The following is a 19,506-nucleotide window of genomic DNA, read 5'->3' on the forward strand; positions in this document are numbered from 1 at the left end:
ACGGCACCGTCACCACCGTCGAAGGCAACGTCAGCGACAAGGTCATGGTCCGCACCCGCACCATGGGCACCATCGTCGGCTTCGGCCACCCCAAGTACTGACCAGCCCACACCCCCCAACGACGCCCCGAGGCCGACCCGGCCCCGGGGCGTCGCCCTTTTTCGCAGGGCGTCGTCCCTCGCAAGCGACGAGAAACGTGTGGACGACCCGCGGGTCGAAGGGCGTGACGCGGGGGTACTCGTCGACTGGATCGCCCGGCAGCCGGAGGTCCGGCTCGATCGTCCGGGTGACCCGCGACTCGCAATGGCGGGCGGCAGCTATGGCGGCGGAACCGGCTCGTCGCGGCCGGGGCCGTGACGCCCACCTCACCCTGCCGCTGGTCCGGCCCTGAGGCGCGGCATAACCTGTCCGGCATGTCCGAGGCAACGGATCTTCCGCGGTATCGAATTCTCACCGGGCCCGATGACGAGGCGTTCTGCCGGCGGGTGAGCGCGGCGCTCGAGCTGGGATACGAGCTGCACGGGTCGCCCGCACTCACCTTCAACGGCGAGCGTGTGATCGTCGCGCAGGCGCTGGTCCGGCGGGACGATGCATCATCCGCGGCGCGGCGGGGCACTAGCGGGGCATGAGTCCTGGTGCGACCCCGGAGCCCGACGAGGCGACCGTGACGGCAGTCGGCAAGCTGAGCGAGGCGCTGGAGACCATCGAGCGGGCGCGCGGGCATCTCTACGCGTGGCATCAGCTGACCGGGACGGCGGACTTCCAGCTGGAGGACGCGGTGGCCCTGCTCGCCGAGGCGGGACACCGTGAGCCGGCCGAGGAGCTGTCCCGTGAGATGGTCGGCCGCAACGTCCTCCCGGACCGCTGGACCTTCCAGGTCGTCGAGGAGTACGAGGACACCTACTACGGGCCGCTCCGCCACCATGAGTCTCGGGTGCGGGACGCGCTGACCGGCGGCCGCAGGCACCTCCACGAAGCGCGGCTCAAGGAGGAACGCCGGACCCACGGGCACCCGGACCACACGCCGGGACCCCAGCCCTAGCGACACGATGGCCCATTTTGGAATCAAATTCTAGAATGAGTGCCATGGAACCTCAGGATTTCGCCGATGTGCTCGCGTCCGTCCGCGCCTTCGTCCGTGAACAGGTCCTTCCCCGCGAGGAGGAGATCGAGGAGACGGACGCCATCCCAGAGGGGATCCGGCGCACGTCCCAGGAGATGGGCCTGTTCGGGTACGCGCTGCCGCAGGAGTACGGCGGGCTCGGGCTCTCGATGGAGGAGGAGGTCCGGCTCGTCTTCGAGATCGGGTACGCCAGCCCCGCGTTCCGGTCCATGTTCGGGACGAGCAACGGCATCGCCGGGCAGGTCCTCGCCAAGGCGGGGAGCGAGGCGCAGAAGGACGCCTGGCTGCCGCGCCTGGCGTCCGGCGAGGTCGTCGGCGCGTTCGCGCTCACGGAGGCCGAGGCGGGGTCCGACCCGAGCACGCTGTCCACGACCGCCGGGCGGGACGGGGACGAGTACGTCATCAATGGATCCAAGCGGTTCATCACCAACGCCCCTGAGGCGGACCTCTTCATGGTCTTCGCCCGGACGGGCGGACCCGGCGGCAAGGGCATCTCCACGTTCCTCGTGGAAAAGGGCGCCGAAGGGCTGCAGGTGGGACCGTCCGACGAGAAGATGGGGCAGCGCGGAGCGCACACGGCGGAGGTCTTCTTCGACGATGTCCGTGTCCCCGTCGACGCCATGGTGGGCGATGAGGGAACCGGTTTCCGCACCGCGATGGCCTCGCTCGCGCACGGCCGCCTGAGCATCTCGGCCCTCTGCGTGGGTCTCGCTCAAAGGATCCTGGACGAGACGGTCGCCTATGCCAGGCAGCGCAGCCAGGGCGGAAAGACGATCGGCGAATACCAGCTCGTCCAAGCGCTCATCGCGGACTCGCAGACGGAACTGTTCGCGGGACGCTCGATGGTCCTGGAGGCCGCCAGGGCCTACGACGCCGGCGAGGACACCAAGCTCGGGCCGTCCTGCGCCAAGTACTACTGCTCCGAGATGGTCGGACGCGTCGCCGACAGGGCCGTGCAGGTCCACGGAGGAATGGGCTACATGCGCGGCGTCGCCGTTGAGCGCTTCTACCGGGACGTCCGCCTGTTCCGCATCTACGAGGGGACGAGCCAGATCCAGCAGCTCGTCATCGGCCGCCATCTGCTCCGCTGACCTGGGATGACAGGGTGGGGCGAATCGATTTCGCAAGTGGCGGCGGAGCCGTGTATTGTCATCACTGCGCGAACGACGCAAGCCCCTTTAGCTCAGTCGGCAGAGCGTCTCCATGGTAAGGAGAAGGTCTACGGTTCGATTCCGTAAAGGGGCTCAACGGCAGCAAGGCCGCCTCCGGGACATCATCCGGACGGCGGCCTTCGTCGTTAACCGACGTGCCGCGATTCGCCCGCGACCGTCCGCTGTGGTAGCGTCCGACCGGTTCCAGCGGGACGTTTCGCAGGTCACCGGCACAGCGGGTAGCCTTGGGTACGCGTCCGCGGGAACCCCGCGAAGCCGAAGCCCCGATCTTCGTCCGGGTATTCGCGTTTCCAGGGTTCGGTGTGCATCCGGTATCCTTACGAACCGGTCACGCAGACCAGCACGGCGGGGTAGCTCAGTCAGGCAGAGCAAGCGGCTCATAATCGCTGTGTCGCCGGTTCAAGTCCGGCCCTCGCTACTACCCATGTCTCTCACCCCCACCTGGGGGTGAGAAGGCTGGGTCGAATCGCCGGCCGTCCATCCCGGGCGGCCGTACGTAGTCCATGTCCCTAGCCCAGAAAGGCACTCCATCGTGGCTGCCACCGACGTCCGGCCGAAGATCACGCTGGCCTGCCAGGAGTGCAAGCACCGCAACTACATCACGCGGAAGAACCGGCGCAACGACCCGGACCGCCTCGAGATCAAGAAGTACTGCCCCAACTGCCGCACCCACCGCCCGCACCGCGAAACCCGCTAGCCGAGGCCGCGACGGCGAAGTACTGCCCGCTGCGCTCTCGCACGGGGCCGGCACCCACCGCCCGAACCGCGAGACCCGTAGGGGCCATGGCAGTGCCCTCGGCGCCGGGCGTTGAGGGCCTTCCCGCGGCGGCATCGCGCGCGATCGGCGGCGGTCGCTCCCTCCGTGGGCCCGCAGCAACAAGATCAGCCCGTTCTCACCGAGACCCGTGGGGACGGGCTGAATCTCGTTCTGTTACGGTCCGTGCGAGAACGAAAGCGTGTGCTTGCGCGCCGCCCGACGGCGGGGCGCGGGCGGTGGCACCCAGGTCTACCTGGAGGGACGGGATTGCATGGCACTCAACCGTGATTTCATCGGGCGGAGCTTCCCGCCCAGCGACCCGTACGAGGTCAGCCGCGTCAAGATCAGGGAGTTCGCGGACGCCATCGGCGACCGGAACCCGATCTACCGGGACGCGGAGGCGGCCAAGGCCGCAGGGCACCCCGATGTGATCGCCCCGCCGACCTTCCCGATCGTCGTGTCGCTCGGCAACGCGGGTCTGGCGGACCCGGCGCTCAACCTCAACTACGCGATGGTCGTCCACGGTGAGCAGCGCTTCGAGTACTCCCGGCCGCTGCGCGCCGGGGACGTCGTGACCTGCACGTCGACGATCACCGAGATCAAGTCGATCGGCAGCAACGAGAAGATGGTCGTCGAGACGGACGTCAAGACCGTCGAGGGCGAGCTCATCTGCAAGACGTACAACACGATCGTGGAGCGGGGGGCCTGATGACCGCCAAGGTGAACTACGCCGACGTCGAGGTCGGCACCGAGATCCCCGCGCAGAGCTACCCGGTCGACCGGATGAACCTCGTCATGTACGCGGGCGCCTCCGGGGACTTCAACCCGATCCACTGGCGGGAGAGCTTCGCCAAGGCCGTCGGTCTGCCGGACGTCATCGCGCACGGCATGTTCACGATGGCGCAGGGCGGCCGGTTCGTGACGGACTGGGCGGGCGACCCCGGCGCCGTGGTGGACTACGGGGTACGGTTCTCCTCGCCGGTCGTGGTGCCCGACGAGGGCGGCGCGACCCTCGAGATCAGCGGGAAGGTGGAGGAGAAGCTCGACGACAACAAGGTCGTCGTGGCGCTCACCGCCAAGTCCGCGGACCAGAAGGTCCTGACGCGCGCCAAGGCGGTCGTCCGGCTCGCCTGAGACGGACGGCACGCCGTTCCCGTCCGCGCCGCGACGGGGCGCGGACGGGCCGCGGGCCGAGGGGGAGGGGAAGGTCCACGTGGCGGTGTTCGCTGAAGAGGTGAACCTGGCCGGGTACACCACGCTGCGCCTGGGCGGTCCCGCCCGGCGCTTCGTCGAGGCCACGACGGAGGCGGAGGTCGTGTCCGCCGTCCGGAAGGCCGACGCCGACGGTGAGCCGGTCCTCGTCTTCGGGGGCGGCAGCAACCTCGTGGTGTCGGACGACGGGTTCCCCGGCACGGTCGTCCACATCGGTACCCGCGGCATGGAGCAGGCCGCCGCCGAAGGGGACCGGATCCGTGTCCGCGTCCAGGCGGGAGAGGACTGGGACCCCTTCGTCGCCCGGTGCGTCTCGGACGGCCTCGCCGGCGTGGAGTGCCTGTCCGGCATTCCCGGGCGCGTGGGGGCGACCCCCATCCAGAACGTCGGCGCCTATGGGCAGGACGTCAGCGAGACGGTCGTCGCCGTCCGCGCGTACGACCGCCGCGCGCGCGCGTGCGTCACCCTCGACCGCGAGGAGTGCCGCTTCACGTACCGGCACAGCGTCTTCAAGGGCGACGACCGGTACGTGGTCCTGGACGTGACGTACGAGCTCCGCGAGTCGGAGGAGTCGCAGCCGATCGCCTACGCGGAGCTGGCCCGGCGACTGGGGGTCGGGCCGGGGGAGCGAGTGACGCTCAAGGAGGCGCGCGACGCCGTCCTGGAGCTGCGCCGCGGCAAGGGCATGGTCCTGGACGCGGCGGACCCCGACACCCGCAGCGCCGGCTCCTTCTTCACGAACCCGATCCTCGACCCCGCCCAGCTCGCCGAGCTGGAGCGCCGCGTCGCCGAGCGCCTCGGCCCGGACGCGACGTTCCCCCGCTACCCCGAGCCGAACGGACGCACCAAGACGTCCGCCGCCTGGCTCATCGACCGCGCCGGCTTCGCCAAGGGCCATGGGAACGGTCCCGCGCGCATCTCGTCCAAGCACACCCTCGCCCTCACCAACCCCGGCGCCGCCCGCACCGACGACCTCCTCGCCCTGGCCCGCGAGGTCCGCGCCGGGGTGAAGGACGCCTTCGGCGTCGAGCTGGTCAACGAGCCCGTGTTCGTGGGCGTGGCGCTCTGAGGCGCGCTGGTAGCCTGGGGCGCGTCGAGGGGGAGTAGTCCCAATCGCGTGATCGACATGCTGGCGCCGCCGACGGCGCCCGGTCACGCGGGCCTCAGAGCCTGAGGCGGACGAGACCCTCGGCCCGGCAGCGATGCCGGGCCGAGGTCGTCGTGTCCGCGCAACCGGCGCGTCCCCCGCCCTCCGCCCGGCATCCGAGCGGAAGGGACCCCGGTGTCCGCCTTCATCATCAGCCTTGTCGTGATCTTCGTCGCCGAGCTCGGCGACAAGAGCCAGCTCATGGCCATGACCTTCGCGACCCGGTTCCGGGCGCTGCACGTCCTGATCGGGATCACCGCGGCGACCGCGCTCGTCCACCTCGCCAGCGTCGCCCTCGGCGCGGCGCTCGGCGCGGCCCTCCCCACCGGGCCCATCTCGATCATCGCGGGCGTCGCGTTCCTCGGCTTCGCGCTGTGGACGCTCCGCGGCGACGAGCTGGACGCGGACGAGCGCGAGAAGGCGCGACGGGCGACGGGCTCCGCCGTCCTCGCCGTCGGCGGGGCGTTCTTCCTGGCGGAGCTGGGCGACAAGACGATGCTCGCGACCGTCGCCCTCGCCGCCGACCACGGCGGCCTCCTCGCGCTCACCGGCGTCTGGCTGGGCTCCACGATCGGCATGGTCGCGGCCGACGCCCTCGCGATCGTCGCGGGCCGGATGCTCGGCCGCCGGCTCCCCGAACGCGTGATCAAGTACGGGGCCGCGGCGGGCTTCGCGGCCTTCGGCGTGATCCTCCTCGCCGAGGGCATCGCCCAGGTCCGCTGACGCGGGGTTCAGGTGCCGGTCAGCCAGGCGTCGACACCGTCGAGGAGGCGCCTGCGGACGTCCCCGGGCGCGGCCGACGCGCGGATCGACTGGCGGGCCAGCTCCGCCAGCTCCGCGTCCGAGAAACCGTGCTCGGCCCGGACGAGGTCGTACTGCCGCGCCAGCCGCGAGCCGAACAGCAGCGGGTCGTCGGCTCCGAGCGCGATGGACGCGCCCGCCTCGAACAGCCGCCGCACCGGCACGTCGGACGCCGTCAGCGCCACCCCGAGGCCCACGTTCGAGGTCGGGCACACCTCCAGCGTCACCCCGCGATCGACGATCCTCTCCAGGAGCCGCGGGTCCTCCACGGCGCGCACGCCGTGCCCGATCCGGTCGGCGTCGAGGGTGTCGACGCACTCCCGGACGCTCGCGGGACCCAGCAGCTCACCGCCGTGCGGGTCCGACAGCAGCCCGCCCCGCTTCGCGATCCGGAACGCGCCCTCGAAGTCGTAGGCGCGGCCGCGCCGCTCGTCGTTGGAGAGGCCGAACCCGACCACGCCCTGATCGGCGTACCGGACGGCGATCCGCGCGAGCGTCTTGGCGTCCAGGGGGTGCCGGGTCCGGTTCGCGGCGATGATCACGCCGATTCCGATGCCGACCGCGTCGGCCGCCGCCTTCGCCGCGTCCAGGACCAGCTCGACCGTCGGCGTCAGGCCCCCGAAACGGGCCGCGTACCCGCTCGGGTCGACCTGGATCTCCAGCCAGCCGGACCCCTCCGCCGCCTCGTCCTCGGCCGTCTCCCGCAGCAGCCGCCGCAGGTCGTCCGGGGTCTGCAGGACGGACCGGGCGATGTCGTACAGCCGCTGGAACCGGAACCAGCCCCGCTCGTCGGTGGCCCGCAGCCGGGGCGGCCAGTCCTCGACCAGGGCGTCCGGCAGGTGGACGCCGCGTTCGGCGGCGAGCTCGACCAGCGTGCTGTGCCGCATCGAGCCGGTGAAGTGCAGATGCAGATGGGCCTTCGGCAGCAGGGCCACGTCCGGGCGGGCGGAGCCGGGCGCCGGATGCGGCGCGGGCCCCGGGCCGTCCGGCACGCGACGATCAAGGGCCGGACGAGCGGTAACGGTACGGGCCTCCATGAATCAATGTTGCCGGATGCCGCCCGCCGCCGGACCCGCGCCCCTGAGGATCACCACACCGGACTACTCCGCATGGCACGCGGCGGCCATCCGGGCATGGCCGTCCCGGACACGGAACGGCCCCGGAACCGAGGGTTCCGGGGCCATGGCGTTCCGCTCCGGCGGCCGGTGTTCGCGGGAGGCGGGAGGCGGGAGGGTCAGCTCGCCTCGGAGAGCAGCTTCGCCACGCGCGACACGCCCTCGACGAGGTCCTCGTCGCCCAGCGCGTAGGAGAGGCGGAAGTAGCCCGGGGTGCCGAACGCCTCGCCCGGCACCAGCGCCACCTCGGCCTCCTCCAGGATGAGGGACGCGAGCTCCACCGACGTCTCCGGCCGCCTGCCCCGGATCTCCTTGCCCAGCAGCTCCTTGACCGAGGGGTAGGCGTAGAAGGCGCCCTCCGGCTCGGGGCAGAGCACGCCCGGGATCTCGTTCAGCATCCGCACCATCGTCTGGCGGCGCCGGTCGAACGCCTTGCGCATCTCCGCGACCGCCGACAGGTCGCCGGTGACCGCCGCGAGCGCCGCCGCCTGCGACACGTTCGCCACGTTGGACGTCGCGTGCGACTGGAGGTTCGCCGCGGCCTTCACCACGTCCTGCGGGCCGATCAGCCAGCCCACCCGCCAGCCGGTCATCGCGTACGTCTTGGCGACACCGTTCAGCACCAGCGTCCGGTCGGCGAGCTCCGGCACCACGACGGGCATCGAGTGGAACTCCGCGTCCCCGTACACGAGGTGCTCGTAGATCTCGTCCGTGACGACCCACAGCCCGTGCTCGGCGGCCCAGCGGCCGATCGCCTCGATCTCGTCGCGCGTGTAGACGGCGCCGGTCGGGTTGGACGGCGACACGAACAGCAGCACCTTCGTCCGGTCGGTGCGGGCCGCCTCCAGCCGCTCCACGCTCACCCGGTAGCCGGTCGTCTCGTCGGCGACCACGTCGACCGGCACCCCGCCCGCCAGCTTGATCGACTCGGGGTAGGTCGTCCAGTACGGGGTCGGGACGATCACCTCGTCGCCCGGGTCGAGCAGCGCCGCGAACGCCTCGTACACCGCCTGCTTGCCGCCGTTGGTCACGAGGACCTGGGAGGCGTCCACCCGGTAGCCCGAGTCGCGCAGGGTCTTCTCGGCGACGGCGGTGCGCAGCTCCGGCAGCCCGCCCGCCGGCGTGTACTTGTGGAACCGCGGTACCCGGCACGCGGTGACCGCGGCCTCGACGATGTAGTCGGGGGTGGGGAAGTCGGGCTCGCCCGCGCCGAACCCGATCACCGGGCGGCCCGCCGCCTTCAGCGCCTTGGCCTTGGCGTCGACGGCCAGCGTGGCGGACTCGGAGATCGCGGCGATGCGCTGGGAGATGCGAGGACGGTCGATGCTCATACCCCTATCGTTACAGACCGTGGGCCCGGACCCGAGCGATATCCGGCCGGTCGGCGGCGCCGCGATCGGCGGGCCGCGCGGCCCGTTCCGGCTCCGCCTAGCGTTCCGCGCGATTCCGGTTCGACGCGGAGGCCGCGGGGACGTAGACTCACCCTCCTAGTGACGCGTCATCGGCATGCGATCCGTCCGCGCGAAGGCATCGCGCGGAGGCCGTAAGCTGTGACCGGCGCTATCCGGCCTCCGGGCCGGGTGTTCTCCTTAGCCGGAGAATGAAGGGCAGTGGCTCAATTGGCAGAGCTCCGGTCTCCAAAACCGGCGGTTGGGGGTTCGAGTCCCTCCTGCCCTGCGAGGTGCGGTGCGCGCACCCGTGCCGGCGCATCGCGGTCGATCCGCGGTGAACGGCGCGTCCTGCGCGGCAACCACGACGTGGTTGGATCACGACCTATGAGGTGAACGGCGGCACAATGGCGACTGAGACGCGCGGCGACGCCGCGGCCAAGGACGAAGGCAAGGGGAAGTCCGCGCACAAGCGGACCTCGCCCGCCCTCTTCGTGCGGCAGGTCGTCGCCGAACTGCGCAAGGTCATCTGGCCCACCCGGCGCGAGCTCGTCACCTACACGGTCGTCTCGCTGGTCTTCGTGCTGATCATGATGGGGATCGTCTCGGGCGCCGACTGGGGCCTGCAGAAGCTCACCTTCATGATCTTCGGCTGAGCCCGCCGCCCGGCGGCGCCGGGCCCCCGCCGAACCGCGCAGCGCATCGCGGCAAGTCCATCACCGCAGCCCGTCCGAGAGAAAGAGTCGCCGTGTCCGAGCCCTCACAGCCCTACGACGAGGCCATCGAAGAGGCCCAGTCCGCTGCGGCTGCTGCGGCTGGCCCCGCGGCCGAGCCGGCCGACGAGACGGCCGAGGCCGCCGTCGCCGCCGGTGAGGACACGCCCGCCGACGTCAAGCTCGAGGACGAGACCGGAGCGCCCGCCGACGCCGCCGAGGGCGCCGCCGACCTCGCCGAGGCGGTCGAGGGCGCGGAAGAGGCCGACGAGGCGGAGGAGGCCCCCGGGCCGCCGGCCGACCCGTACGCCGAATTCAAGATGCAGCTGCGCATGCAGCCGGGCGACTGGTACGTCGTGCACTCCTACGCGGGATACGAGAACCGGGTCAAGACCAACATCGAGACCCGCACCCAGACCCTCAACATGGAGGACTACATCTTCCAGATCGAGGTCCCGCAGCACGAGGTGACCGAGATCAAGGGCGGCAAGCGCCAGAAGGTCAACGAGAAGGTCCTGCCGGGCTACATCCTCGTCCGGATGGAGCTCACGGACGAGTCGTGGGCCGCCGTCCGCAACACGCCCGGCGTCACCGGCTTCGTCGGCCTGCTGAACAAGCCGTCCCCGCTGAGCCTGGACGAGGTCGCGAACCTCCTCGCGCCCGAGCCGGAGGAGGGCCACCCGGCCGCCAAGGCCAAGGAGGCCGCCAAGGTCACCGCCACCGTCGACTTCGAGGTCGGCGAGTCGGTCACCGTCATGGACGGCCCGTTCGCCACCCTCCCGGCCACGGTCAACGAGATCAACGCCGAGCAGCAGAAGCTGAAGGTGCTGGTGTCGATCTTCGGTCGCGAGACCCCGGTCGAGCTGAGCTTCAACCAGGTCTCCAAGATCTGACCGATCCGGCTCCCGCCAGGCCGTATCCTGGACGGGTCGCGCCCGCGCACGCGGGGTTGTCCCGGAGGGTTCGACGGGTCTCGCATCCGAATACACGCTCCCTGCGCGGGCGGGGATGACCCCAAGATCTTGGCCGTGGTCAAGGTTCATTCTCGCTCCCCGCGCACGCGGGGATGCTGCACAGCAGGGTCCTAACGCGGTGGTTACGTTCCGCCCGCCGTGTTGCCCGGGTCGTCCGGGAGTCGGGACCACAGTTAAACGGAACATTGAGGGAGAGGCATGCCTCCCAAGAAGAAGGTCTCGGCGATCGTCAAGGTGCAGCTGCAGGCCGGCGCCGCGACTCCGGCGCCGCCGGTCGGTACCGCGCTCGGTCCGCACGGCGTCAACATCATGGACTTCTGCAAGCAGTACAACGCTGCCACGGAGTCCCAGCGCGGCAACGTCATCCCCGTAGAGATCACCATCTACGAGGACCGGTCGTTCACCTTCGTCACGAAGACGCCGCCGGCGCCGAAGCTGATCCTCAAGGCCGCGGGTGTCGAGAAGGGCAGCGGCGAGCCGCACAAGACCAAGGTCGGCTCGATCACGGCCGCGCAGGTCCGCGAGATCGCGCAGACCAAGATGCCCGACCTCAACGCCAACGACATCGAGGCCGCCGAGAAGATCATCGCCGGCACCGCCCGTTCCATGGGCATCGAGGTCAAGTAACACGAAACCGTGGCAGGGTCGCGCGCGGCCCGTACCACACGTTCCCAGGAGGAACCGGAATGAAGCGCAGCAAGGGCTACCGCGCCGCGGCGGAGAAGATCGACCGCGAGCGGCTCTACAGCCCGCTCGAGGCCGTGAAGCTCGCCCGGGAGACCGCGGTCACGAAGTTCGACGCGACCGTCGAGGTCGCCTTGCGGCTAGGCGTCGACCCCCGCAAGGCCGACCAGATGGTGCGCGGCACCGTCAACCTGCCGCACGGCACCGGTAAGACGGCCCGCGTGCTGGTCTTCGCCGGTGGCGCGAAGGCGGACGAGGCCCGTGAGGCGGGTGCCGACCTGGTCGGCTCCGACGACATGATCGAGCGGATCCAGGGCGGTTTCCTGGACTTCGACGCGGTCGTGGCGACGCCGGACCAGATGGGCAAGGTCGGCCGGCTGGGCCGGGTGCTCGGTCCGCGCGGCCTGATGCCGAACCCGAAGACCGGCACCGTGACGATGGACGTGGCCAAGGCCGTGTCCGACATCAAGGGCGGCAAGATCGAGTTCCGGGTGGACCGGCACGCGAACCTGCACTTCATCATCGGCAAGGCGTCGTTCGACGAGCGCCAGCTGGTGGAGAACTACGCCGCGGCGGTGGAGGAGATCCAGCGGCTGAAGCCGTCGGCGGCGAAGGGCCGGTACGTGAAGAAGGCCGTGCTGACGACGTCGATGGGCCCGAGCATCCCGGTCGACCCGAACGCGGTCCGCAACCTGACGGCCGAGCTCGACGAGGCCTGATCGAACGACCGTCGAGAGCGGCGGGGCGTCCCCGGTTCTTCCGGGGATGTTCCGCCGCTTTTCGCGTTTCATTAGCAGGCAATGCGATGGATACATAGATCGCGGTCCGGTTCAGGACAAATCGGTGATCGGATTGTTTTGTTACCGGTGGGGAATCTGGTGTTGAATCGTCCCCGTGAAGCGTCGAACCGACCGGGTCATCGCCATCTCCGCCATCGCCGCCGTGGCCGTCGTGCCGACGGTCTCCCTGGTGGCGATCAAGACGGACGTCGCGGCCCTGGTGGGCGCGGGTGACGCGCCGCCGGCGGCGGCCCCGCAGCAGGATCCGTCCGCGCGGAACCCGAACAGCGCGGAGGGGCAGGCGGCGGCGCCCGCCGGTTCCGCGTCGCCGCTGCCGGGCACGCCGGGCGCGGCCGTGCCGAACGGTCCCGGCACGCCGGGGACGAACACGGCGAAGAAGCCCGTCCCGGGTCCGGAGCTGAGGTCGTTCACGCGGCTGACGGACGTGAAGCTGACGACGGGTGAGGGCGGCGACTACCAGCATCAGTCGGAGACGGCGACGATCCGGGTGTGGCCGAGCTTCGCGATGACGGCGACCGGTGTCCGGGAGACGATGGAGGCCGGGACGCTCACGAAGATCACGCAGAAGGTGATCGTGAGCGGGTCGACGATGAAGTCCTACGACGGCGCGAAGTGGACGCGGTCGACGCTGACCAGGGCGCAGCTGTCGAAGCTGCAGAACGAGTCCGATCCGCGCCAGTTCACGCATCTGATCAGGTCGGTGCCGGGCATGACGGCGACCGGGCCGGACAAGGACGGTCGCACGCACTATCTGGCGAACGGGCTCATGGGCAACGTGTACCCGTTCATGCCGGAGGAGGCGGCCGACGAGATCAGCCAGGTGATCCCGACGAACGCGGGGGTGACGCTGGACCTGTGGGCGGACGCCGGGAGCAGGCCGTCGCGGATCGGGTTCGCGTCGGAGGCGCCCGGCGGGAAGTTCACCGGCTCGATGACGTTCCGCTCGTACCGCTGACCCTGCGTTCGCTTTCCGCGAGGAACTCCGGCGGGGTACGCCGGAGGTCGTACCGCGGTGGTCGCCGTTCGTACCACCGGGGGATGTGGCCCTGTTACCGCCCCGCGAGACTGGGGAACACCAGCAGGGCGACAAAGGAGGATCATCCTCATGAATCGACGACTCGTGGTGGCGGCGGGCAGCACGGCCGTCGGGGCGGCCCTCGTTCTGTCCGGATGTAACGGGGACGGGACGACCGGCACGGAGAACATGCGGCTGAGCGCGAACCAGGCGCTGCTCAAATCGGCTCAGAAGGCGGAGGCGGCGGACGTCTTCCGCGCCGACCTCACGGTGACGACGACGGGCGGCGAGGCGGGCCGGCTGCACGCGGCCGGGCAGTTCCGCGTCCGTCCCGCGCTGCAGTTCAGCGCGCGGCTGGACGACGTCCAGCGCGGCGGCCGGACGCTCCCGGGCGTCTCGGGCCAGGCCCTGTTCAAGGACAACGTCCTGTACGCGAAGGTGCCGAAGCTGGCGAAGTTCGTCAGCGAGGGCAAGCCGTGGCTGCGGCTGGACGTGAACGAGGTGGCGCAGCGGACGGGCCTCGACGTCCAGGGGCTGCTGAAGCAGGTCGACCGGGTGGACCCGGCCGACCAGACGAAGATGTTCACCGGCTCCAAGGACGCCCGCAAGGTCGGTACGGAGCAGGTCGACGGCGTCCGGACGATCCATTACACCGGCACGGTGACGGTGCGGGACGCGCTGAACCGGCTGGACGCGGAGGCCCGGCAGAAGGTGCGCGGCTGGCTGCCGCCGGAGGCCGGCGAGGGCCGGATCCGGTTCGACCTGTGGGCGGACGGCCAGAGCCTGCCCCGCAAGATCGTGTGGAAGGGCGCGGACAAGCAGGGCGACGGCGGCTCGGTGACGGTCCTCTACAGCGACTACGGGAAGTCGTTCGGCGTGAACCCGCCGCCCGCCGACCAGGTGGGACGGCTGTCGCTGGGTTCGCTGCTGGGCGGCAGCTGACCTGAAACCGGACTACTCTCTCTTGCGTCTCAATGTTCACAAGCGTCACGCCCGTGGCGGACGCCCCCAGACGCATTCACAAAGGGAGAGCTCCTGATGATCCGTCGCTTTGTCGCGGGCACGGCGCTGGCCACCGGCCTCGTCCTCACCACCGCAGGCTGTCTCGGCGACGCCGGGAACAAGGTGAACGAGGCCGGTGAGAACATCCAGCTCACGGCCGCGCAGGTGCTCGGCAAGGCCGCCGAGAAGACCGGCAGCATCGACTCGTTCAAGGCCGCCTTCTCGATGAAGATGGCCGGCGGCGCCCAGCAGGTGACCGCCTCCGGCGACATGCAGTACCGGCTCAAGCCGGAGCTGGCGTTCAGCATGAAGATGGACGCCATGGAGGCCGCCGGCAAGTCGATGGGCGGCATGGAGCAGCGGCTCATCGGCCAGACCATGTACATGAAGATGCCGATGCTGTCCCAGCTCGGCGGCGGGTCCGCCAAGCCGTGGATGAAGTTCTCGCTGGAGGAGCTCAGCAAGCAGTCGGGCGTGAACCTGACCGAGATGATGCAGCAGTCCCAGCAGATGGACCCCGTCCAGAACACGAAGATGCTGACGGCGTCGAAGGACGTGCGCGAGGTCGGCAAGGAGACGATCGACGGCGTCCAGACGACGCACTACGCGGGCACCTACAACATGCAGGACGCCCTCGCCAAGCTGCCTGCCGAGCAGCAGGAGGCGGCCCGCAAGAGCTTCGCGCAGTCCGGCATGAGCTCGATGACGTTCGACCTGTGGGTGGACGGGCAGCAGCTGCCCCGCAAGATGACGATGCAGTCGAACAAGACCGCCCAGGGCACCATGTCGATGTCGATGACCTACCGGGACTACGGCAAGCCGGTCGAGATCGTCGCGCCGCCGGCCGACCAGGTCGGCGACTTCGGCGCCATGATGAAGAACCTCGGCGGCGGCGGGGTCCCGCGCGCCTGAGCCCGCCCGAACAGCATGTGGCGGGGCCGCGTCCGGACGGGCGCGGCCCCGCGCCGTTCCCCGCGATTTGGGGTAACGGCCGGAGTGCGCGTACTCTGTTCTCTGCCGAAGACCGCCGGTCGCCGCCCTCGTGGGCGGCCGAAGGACCCGAAGAGATTCGGGCGGCCCGCGTAGGTGAGACGAGAGCTTCCGCATGGCCTCCGCGCCATGTCACGCCCCGTGCGCCTGCGCCGGGGCGTTCCTGTTTTTTCTGAGAACTTCACGCCCCGGCGGCTTCCAACCCAGGTAGTTCGGAAGGAGGCCCCATGGCCAAGGCCGAGAAGGCCGCGGCGATCGCGGAGCTCAAGAGCGAGTTCGAGAGCTCCAGCGGCGCCGTGCTGACCGAATACCGCGGGCTCACGGTGGCGCAGCTCAAGGAGCTGCGCACCAACCTCGGCGAGACCGCGAGGTTCGCCGTGGTGAAGAACACGCTGACCAAGCGCGCCGCCACCGAGGCCGGTGTCGACGAGCAGTTCAACGAGCTGCTGCAGGGCCCGTCGGCCATCGCGTTCGTCAAGGGCGACGTGGTCGAGGCCGCCAAGGGCCTGCGTGACTTCGCCAAGGCCAACCCGCTGCTGGTGATCAAGGGCGGCTTCATCGACGGCAAGTCGATGGACGCGTCCGAGATCGGCAAGCTCGCGGACCTCGAGTCGCGCGAGGTGCTCCTCGCCAAGCTGGCCGGTGCGATGAAGGGCTCGATGGCGAACGCCGCGGCCCTCTTCAACGCCCTGCCGACGCAGGCGGCCCAGCTCGCCGAGGCGCTGCGCGCCAAGCGCGAGGCCGCCGGCGAGACCGCCGAGGCCCCCGCCGCCGCGGCTCCGGCCGCCGAGGCGGCGGACGAGGCGCCGGCCGAGAGCACCGAGGCGTCCGCCGAGTAGGCACACCCGCGGTACCCGTTCAAACCAGATTTTCAGCCATAGCGGAGGAAACACCATGGCGAAGCTCAGCACCGACGATCTGCTCGACGCCTTCAAGGAGATGACCCTCCTCGAGCTGTCCGAGTTCGTGAAGCAGTTCGAAGAGGTCTTCGACGTCAAGGCCGCCGCGCCGGTCGCCGTCGCCGCCCCCGGCGGTGCCGCCCCGGGCGCCCCGGCCGAGGCCGCCGCCGAGCAGGACGAGTTCGACGTCGTCCTCGAGGGCGCCGGCGACAAGAAGATCCAGGTCATCAAGGAGGTCCGCGCCCTCACGAGCCTGGGCCTCAAGGAGGCCAAGGACCTGGTCGACAACGCGCCGAAGCCGCTGCTCGAGAAGGTCAACAAGGAGACGGCCGAGAAGGCCAAGGAGGCCCTGGAGAAGGCCGGCGCGACGGTCACCGTCAAGTAAGGCGCTCCGGAGCCTTCGGAGCCGTCGCGGCTCCACCGCTCTCGCAGGAGGCGGCCGTCCCACCACAGGGTGGGGCGGCCGCCTTCTCGCGTTGCGGGACGGGTTGTCCGCGAGGAGCAATCGGGACGCCCGTTTCCTGTACGGGAGTGATAAACACCTGCGGAAAAGCGTGTGCCGGGGCGGGTTGTGCTGCTATCGGCGCGCGGCGTACCGTCCCGTTCTGACGCAGTGGCCCCACCGGGCCTCCACCGTCCCCTCAGCGGCCATGGCCACCCCCTGGCTTGAGACGCCGGTTGTCGGACCACTAGTCTCACAGGCGCCGTAAGTAACGATTGTCTTACGACGTCGGATTTAGCCGCTGATCTCAGGTGGAACCTCTTCCATTTGGAAGGTGGGCCGCTACGGTAGTGGCACCCGTCACGGCTACCGGACAGTAGCAACAGGGCGGACACGCGGCGTGACGACAGAAAGAGCCTGAGTGCTACTCGCTCATTGGTTCGGGATTCCCCCGGCCTGGACGAAAGGTGACGAGTGGGCGTCGAGATCAGAGTCGAGGGCCTGACCAAGGCATTCGGCCGCCAGGTGATCTGGCAGGACGTATCGCTGACCATTCCCGCTGGGGAGATCTCCGTTCTCCTCGGCCCGTCCGGTACCGGTAAGTCGGTCTTCCTGAAGACGCTCGTCGGGCTGCTCAAGCCCGACCGCGGGCACATCTGGATCGGCGACCGCGACCTGCCCAACCTCCCCGAGGCGCAGCTGTACGAGACCCGCAAGCTGTTCGGCGTCCTCTTCCAGGACGGCGCGCTGTTCGGGTCGATGAACATCTTCGACAACATCGCCTTCCCGCTGCGCGAGCACACCAAGAAGTCCGAGTCCGAGGTCAAGCGCATCGTCCTCGAGAAGATGGACCTGGTGGGCCTGATCGGCGCCGAGCACAAGCTGCCCGGCGAGATCTCCGGCGGTATGAAGAAGCGCGCCGGCCTCGCCCGCGCCCTCGTCCTGGACCCCGAGATCCTTCTGGTCGACGAGCCGGACTCCGGTCTCGACCCGGTCCGCACGGCGTTCCTGAACCAGGTCTTCATCGACCTCAACGCGCAGATCGGCGCGACGTTCCTGATCGTCACCCACGACATCAACACGGCCCGGACGGTGCCGGACAACATCGGCCTGCTCTACCAGCGGCACCTGGCGATGTTCGGTCCCCGCGAGATGCTGCTGTCGAGCGAGGAGCCGGTCGTCCGGCAGTTCCTCAACGCCAGCAAGATCGGCCCGATCGGCATGTCCGAGGAGAAGGACGAGTCCGAGCTCGAGGCCGAGGCCAAGATGGGGCTCGACTCGGGCATGCTGCCCCCGATCCCGCCGCAGCAGATGCCGAGCAACGGCCTGGTGCGCCGGGGCATGCACGCGCCCGGCGCGTGGTGCGCGGCGCACGGCGTCACGCCGCCGCCCGGTTCGTTCATCGACGAGCTCGGCCGCAACTGGATCGAGGAGTGGCCGCGGTACGTGGCGTCGATGTCGGCGGGCGCCGGCGCGGCGGCCCCCGGCGGATACCCGCCGGGCGGCGGGCACTACCCCGGTGACATGCCCCCTGGCCAGCCCGGGGCGGGTGCGCGGTACTGATGTCCACTCCTGGTATCGGCGCGGACCAGCGAGGGAGACGACGGAAGGGCGGCGGCTCCTCCGGCACGCTCCGCAAGGTCGGTGACGGCGCCGCCAATGTCGTGATCCGGGAACCGGGGCGGTTCTTCGCCCTGGTCCTGGACACGTTCCGGGCGATGTTCAAGCTGCCGTTCCAATGGCGCGAGTTCATCCAGCAGTCCTGGTTCATCGTCAGCGTCACGGTCGTGCCGACGATGCTGGTCGCCATCCCGTTCGGCGGCATCCTGTCGCTGCAGGTCGGCGGGCTCATCCGGCAGCTCGGCGCGCAGTCCTACACCGGTGCGACCGCGGTGGTCGCGATCGTCCGGGAGGCCAGCCCGCTGGTCACCTCGCTGCTGGTCGCGGGCGCCGCGGGCTCGGCGATGTGCGCCGACATCGGCTCCCGCAAGATCCGCGAGGAGATCGACGCGATGGAGGTGCTCGGGATCAACCCGCTGCACCGCCTGGTCGTGCCGCGGATGCTGGCGTGCGCGTTCGTCGCGCTATTCCTCAACGGCCTGGTGTCGGTCGTCGGCCTGGTCGGCGGCTACGTCTTCAACGTCATGCTGCAGGACGGGACGCCCGGCGCGTACCTGGCGTCGTTCAACGCGATCGCGCAGCTGCCGGACCTGCTGCAGGCGGAGTTCAAGGCGTTCGTGTTCGGTATCACCGCCGGCCTCGTCGCGGCCTACAAGGGCCTGAACGCGAAGGGCGGCCCGAAGGGCGTCGGCGACGCGGTGAACCAGACCGTGGTCATCACCTTCATGCTGCTCTTCCTGGAGAACTTCATCATCTCCGCGCTGTACTTCCAGTTCGTTCCCTCGAAGGGCATGTGATGGCAGCCCCAACGAAACCGGGGAAGGCCGTCTCCCGGGTGGTGAACGGACCCCTCGAACGTCTCGACGACTTCGGCCACCAGCTGTCGTTCTACGCGCGCGCGTTCGCCTGGGTGTTCCGGGTCCTGCGGCGCTACCGGAAGGAAGTGCTGCGGCTGCTCGCCGAGGTCAGCCTCGGCACCGGCGGCCTCGCCGTGATCGGCGGCTCCGTGGTGATCGTCGGTTTCATGACGTTCTTCACCGGCAGCCAGGTCGGCCTCCAGGGCTACAACTCGTTGAACCAGATCGGCACGGCCGCGTTCACCGGCTTCGTCGCGTCCTACTTCAACACGCGCGAGATCGCGCCGCTGGTGTCGGCGCTGGCCCTGTCGGCGACGGTCGGCTGCGGTTTCACCGCCCAGCTCGGCGCGATGCGGATCTCCGACGAGATCGACGCGCTGGAGGTCATGGCGGTTCCGTCGATGCCGTTCCTCGTCACGACGCGGATGCTCGCCGGGATGATCGCGGTCGTCCCGCTGTACATCGTCGGCCTGCTCGCCTCGTACGGCGCGACGCGGCTGATCGTGACGGTGTTCTACGGCCAGTCGACCGGCACCTACGACCACTACTTCCATCTGTTCCTGCCACCGAACGACATCCTGTGGTCGTTCGGCAAGGTGATCATCTTCTCGGTGCTGGTGATGCTGATCCACTGCTACTACGGCTACCACGCGAGCGGCGGCCCGGCGGGCGTCGGCGTCGCGGTGGGCCGCGCGGTCCGCACCAGCATCGTCGTGATCAACGTGGCGGACCTGTTCCTCGGCATGGCGATCTGGGGCACGACCACCAGCGTCCGGATCGCGGGGTGACGGCGAG

General features: G+C 69.9%; 22 protein-coding genes and 3 tRNA genes. 23 read left to right on the forward strand and 2 right to left on the reverse strand.

What is annotated here, in order from left to right:
* Positions 1 to 413: 413 nt before the first annotated feature.
* The 10 genes from IE99_RS0120685 (at position 414) to IE99_RS0120730 (ending at position 6,134) form a co-directional block, all read left to right on the forward strand.
* A complete protein-coding gene (locus IE99_RS0120685) occupies positions 414 to 629 on the forward strand; it encodes a DUF1737 domain-containing protein (protein ID WP_030173278.1) in 216 nt (71 codons plus the stop codon).
* On the forward strand, positions 626 to 1,042 hold the full coding sequence (locus IE99_RS0120690) for a hypothetical protein (RefSeq protein WP_030173279.1): 417 nt from the start codon (positions 626 to 628) through the stop codon (positions 1,040 to 1,042). The genes IE99_RS0120685 and IE99_RS0120690 overlap by 4 nt, the downstream gene beginning before the upstream one ends.
* 44 nt (positions 1,043 to 1,086) lie before the next feature.
* Complete coding sequence (locus tag IE99_RS0120695; RefSeq protein WP_030173282.1) at positions 1,087 to 2,214, forward strand: acyl-CoA dehydrogenase family protein; 1,128 nt, start codon at positions 1,087 to 1,089, stop codon at positions 2,212 to 2,214.
* A gap of 81 nt (positions 2,215 to 2,295) precedes the next feature.
* Positions 2,296 to 2,368 (forward strand) — tRNA-Thr (locus IE99_RS0120700).
* A gap of 271 nt (positions 2,369 to 2,639) precedes the next feature.
* A tRNA-Met gene (locus IE99_RS0120705) sits at positions 2,640 to 2,713 on the forward strand.
* A gap of 114 nt (positions 2,714 to 2,827) precedes the next feature.
* Positions 2,828 to 2,992, forward strand: a complete 165-nt coding sequence (rpmG, locus tag IE99_RS0120710) for a 50S ribosomal protein L33 (RefSeq protein WP_026404241.1) — start codon at positions 2,828 to 2,830, stop codon at positions 2,990 to 2,992.
* 331 nt (positions 2,993 to 3,323) lie between these two features.
* Entirely contained in the window at positions 3,324 to 3,761 is a 438-nt protein-coding gene (locus IE99_RS0120715; RefSeq protein WP_030173287.1) for a MaoC family dehydratase N-terminal domain-containing protein, read from the forward strand.
* A complete protein-coding gene (locus IE99_RS0120720; RefSeq protein WP_030173289.1) occupies positions 3,761 to 4,186 on the forward strand; it encodes a MaoC family dehydratase in 426 nt (141 codons plus the stop codon). The genes IE99_RS0120715 and IE99_RS0120720 overlap by 1 nt, the downstream gene beginning before the upstream one ends.
* A 79-nt stretch (positions 4,187 to 4,265) precedes the next feature.
* The gene (locus tag IE99_RS0120725) at positions 4,266 to 5,333 is read left to right on the forward strand and encodes a UDP-N-acetylmuramate dehydrogenase (protein ID WP_030173292.1); all 1,068 of its coding nucleotides are present in this window, start codon (positions 4,266 to 4,268) and stop codon (positions 5,331 to 5,333) included.
* Between the two features lie 213 nt (positions 5,334 to 5,546).
* Positions 5,547 to 6,134: a TMEM165/GDT1 family protein gene (locus IE99_RS0120730; protein WP_030173295.1), complete on the forward strand. Its 588-nt coding sequence runs from the start codon at positions 5,547 to 5,549 to the stop codon at positions 6,132 to 6,134.
* A gap of 8 nt (positions 6,135 to 6,142) precedes the next feature.
* Here the strand turns inward: IE99_RS0120730 and IE99_RS0120735 are convergent, their stop codons facing one another.
* Together IE99_RS0120735 and IE99_RS0120740 are read right to left on the reverse strand one after the other, a co-directional pair.
* Complete coding sequence (locus tag IE99_RS0120735) at positions 6,143 to 7,147, reverse strand: adenosine deaminase (RefSeq protein WP_030173298.1); 1,005 nt, start codon at positions 7,145 to 7,147, stop codon at positions 6,143 to 6,145.
* Positions 7,148 to 7,446: 299 nt separating this feature from the next.
* Positions 7,447 to 8,658 (reverse strand): pyridoxal phosphate-dependent aminotransferase, encoded by a 1,212-nt coding sequence (locus IE99_RS0120740; RefSeq protein ID WP_030173301.1) that lies wholly within the window; start codon positions 8,656 to 8,658, stop codon positions 7,447 to 7,449.
* A gap of 273 nt (positions 8,659 to 8,931) precedes the next feature.
* Between IE99_RS0120740 and IE99_RS0120745 the strand changes: the two genes are divergently transcribed.
* From IE99_RS0120745 to IE99_RS0120805, 13 genes are all read left to right on the forward strand, one after another.
* Positions 8,932 to 9,004: transfer RNA gene (locus tag IE99_RS0120745), tRNA-Trp, on the forward strand.
* Positions 9,005 to 9,122: 118 nt separating this feature from the next.
* Positions 9,123 to 9,371: a preprotein translocase subunit SecE gene (secE, locus tag IE99_RS0120750; protein WP_030173304.1), complete on the forward strand. Its 249-nt coding sequence runs from the start codon at positions 9,123 to 9,125 to the stop codon at positions 9,369 to 9,371.
* Positions 9,372 to 9,463: 92 nt separating this feature from the next.
* Positions 9,464 to 10,321, forward strand: a complete 858-nt coding sequence (gene nusG, locus IE99_RS0120755) for a transcription termination/antitermination protein NusG (RefSeq protein ID WP_030173307.1) — start codon at positions 9,464 to 9,466, stop codon at positions 10,319 to 10,321.
* A gap of 279 nt (positions 10,322 to 10,600) precedes the next feature.
* Positions 10,601 to 11,029, forward strand: coding sequence for a 50S ribosomal protein L11 (gene rplK / locus IE99_RS0120760; protein ID WP_030173311.1), 429 nt, complete (start codon positions 10,601 to 10,603; stop codon positions 11,027 to 11,029).
* A 59-nt stretch (positions 11,030 to 11,088) separates the two neighbouring features.
* Positions 11,089 to 11,805, forward strand: coding sequence for a 50S ribosomal protein L1 (gene rplA, locus IE99_RS0120765; RefSeq protein WP_030173313.1), 717 nt, complete (start codon positions 11,089 to 11,091; stop codon positions 11,803 to 11,805).
* Between the two features lie 175 nt (positions 11,806 to 11,980).
* Complete coding sequence (locus tag IE99_RS0120770; RefSeq protein ID WP_030173319.1) at positions 11,981 to 12,841, forward strand: hypothetical protein; 861 nt, start codon at positions 11,981 to 11,983, stop codon at positions 12,839 to 12,841.
* A 150-nt stretch (positions 12,842 to 12,991) separates the two neighbouring features.
* The gene (locus tag IE99_RS0120775; protein WP_157610421.1) at positions 12,992 to 13,843 is read left to right on the forward strand and encodes an SCO4651 family lipoprotein; all 852 of its coding nucleotides are present in this window, start codon (positions 12,992 to 12,994) and stop codon (positions 13,841 to 13,843) included.
* Positions 13,844 to 13,939: 96 nt separating this feature from the next.
* The gene (locus IE99_RS0120780) at positions 13,940 to 14,815 is read left to right on the forward strand and encodes an SCO4651 family lipoprotein (protein ID WP_051712913.1); all 876 of its coding nucleotides are present in this window, start codon (positions 13,940 to 13,942) and stop codon (positions 14,813 to 14,815) included.
* Between the two features lie 305 nt (positions 14,816 to 15,120).
* On the forward strand, positions 15,121 to 15,732 hold the full coding sequence (gene rplJ, locus IE99_RS0120785; protein ID WP_030173325.1) for a 50S ribosomal protein L10: 612 nt from the start codon (positions 15,121 to 15,123) through the stop codon (positions 15,730 to 15,732).
* Between the two features lie 55 nt (positions 15,733 to 15,787).
* Positions 15,788 to 16,177: a 50S ribosomal protein L7/L12 gene (gene rplL, locus IE99_RS0120790; protein WP_030173327.1), complete on the forward strand. Its 390-nt coding sequence runs from the start codon at positions 15,788 to 15,790 to the stop codon at positions 16,175 to 16,177.
* A gap of 531 nt (positions 16,178 to 16,708) precedes the next feature.
* Positions 16,709 to 17,797: an ABC transporter ATP-binding protein gene (locus IE99_RS0120795; protein ID WP_030173334.1), complete on the forward strand. Its 1,089-nt coding sequence runs from the start codon at positions 16,709 to 16,711 to the stop codon at positions 17,795 to 17,797.
* The gene (locus tag IE99_RS0120800; RefSeq protein WP_030173339.1) at positions 17,797 to 18,651 is read left to right on the forward strand and encodes an MlaE family ABC transporter permease; all 855 of its coding nucleotides are present in this window, start codon (positions 17,797 to 17,799) and stop codon (positions 18,649 to 18,651) included. The genes IE99_RS0120795 and IE99_RS0120800 overlap by 1 nt, the downstream gene beginning before the upstream one ends.
* Complete coding sequence (locus IE99_RS0120805; protein WP_030173341.1) at positions 18,651 to 19,499, forward strand: MlaE family ABC transporter permease; 849 nt, start codon at positions 18,651 to 18,653, stop codon at positions 19,497 to 19,499. The genes IE99_RS0120800 and IE99_RS0120805 overlap by 1 nt, the downstream gene beginning before the upstream one ends.
* Positions 19,500 to 19,506 lie beyond the last annotated feature (7 nt).

The sequence above is a fragment of the Spirillospora albida genome (genome assembly GCF_000718255.1).
Classification (GTDB): Bacteria; Actinomycetota; Actinomycetes; order Streptosporangiales; family Streptosporangiaceae; genus Spirillospora; species Spirillospora albida.

Bases quoted from the DNA above. Each gene is read 5' to 3' on its own strand.
- IE99_RS0120685 (WP_030173278.1), top strand. From the start codon at position 414: ATGTCCGAGGCAACGGATCTTCCGCGGTATCGAATTCTCACCGGGCCC.
- IE99_RS0120690 (WP_030173279.1), top strand. From the start codon at position 626: ATGAGTCCTGGTGCGACCCCGGAGCCCGACGAGGCGACCGTGACGGCA.
- IE99_RS0120695 (WP_030173282.1), top strand. From the start codon at position 1,087: ATGGAACCTCAGGATTTCGCCGATGTGCTCGCGTCCGTCCGCGCCTTC.
- IE99_RS0120715 (WP_030173287.1), top strand. From the start codon at position 3,324: ATGGCACTCAACCGTGATTTCATCGGGCGGAGCTTCCCGCCCAGCGAC.
- IE99_RS0120720 (WP_030173289.1), top strand. From the start codon at position 3,761: ATGACCGCCAAGGTGAACTACGCCGACGTCGAGGTCGGCACCGAGATC.
- IE99_RS0120740 (WP_030173301.1), bottom strand. From the start codon at position 8,658: ATGAGCATCGACCGTCCTCGCATCTCCCAGCGCATCGCCGCGATCTCC.
- secE (WP_030173304.1), top strand. From the start codon at position 9,123: ATGGCGACTGAGACGCGCGGCGACGCCGCGGCCAAGGACGAAGGCAAG.
- rplK (WP_030173311.1), top strand. From the start codon at position 10,601: ATGCCTCCCAAGAAGAAGGTCTCGGCGATCGTCAAGGTGCAGCTGCAG.
- rplA (WP_030173313.1), top strand. From the start codon at position 11,089: ATGAAGCGCAGCAAGGGCTACCGCGCCGCGGCGGAGAAGATCGACCGC.
- IE99_RS0120775 (WP_157610421.1), top strand. From the start codon at position 12,992: ATGAATCGACGACTCGTGGTGGCGGCGGGCAGCACGGCCGTCGGGGCG.
- IE99_RS0120780 (WP_051712913.1), top strand. From the start codon at position 13,940: ATGATCCGTCGCTTTGTCGCGGGCACGGCGCTGGCCACCGGCCTCGTC.
- rplJ (WP_030173325.1), top strand. From the start codon at position 15,121: ATGGCCAAGGCCGAGAAGGCCGCGGCGATCGCGGAGCTCAAGAGCGAG.
- rplL (WP_030173327.1), top strand. From the start codon at position 15,788: ATGGCGAAGCTCAGCACCGACGATCTGCTCGACGCCTTCAAGGAGATG.
- IE99_RS0120800 (WP_030173339.1), top strand. From the start codon at position 17,797: ATGTCCACTCCTGGTATCGGCGCGGACCAGCGAGGGAGACGACGGAAG.
- IE99_RS0120805 (WP_030173341.1), top strand. From the start codon at position 18,651: ATGGCAGCCCCAACGAAACCGGGGAAGGCCGTCTCCCGGGTGGTGAAC.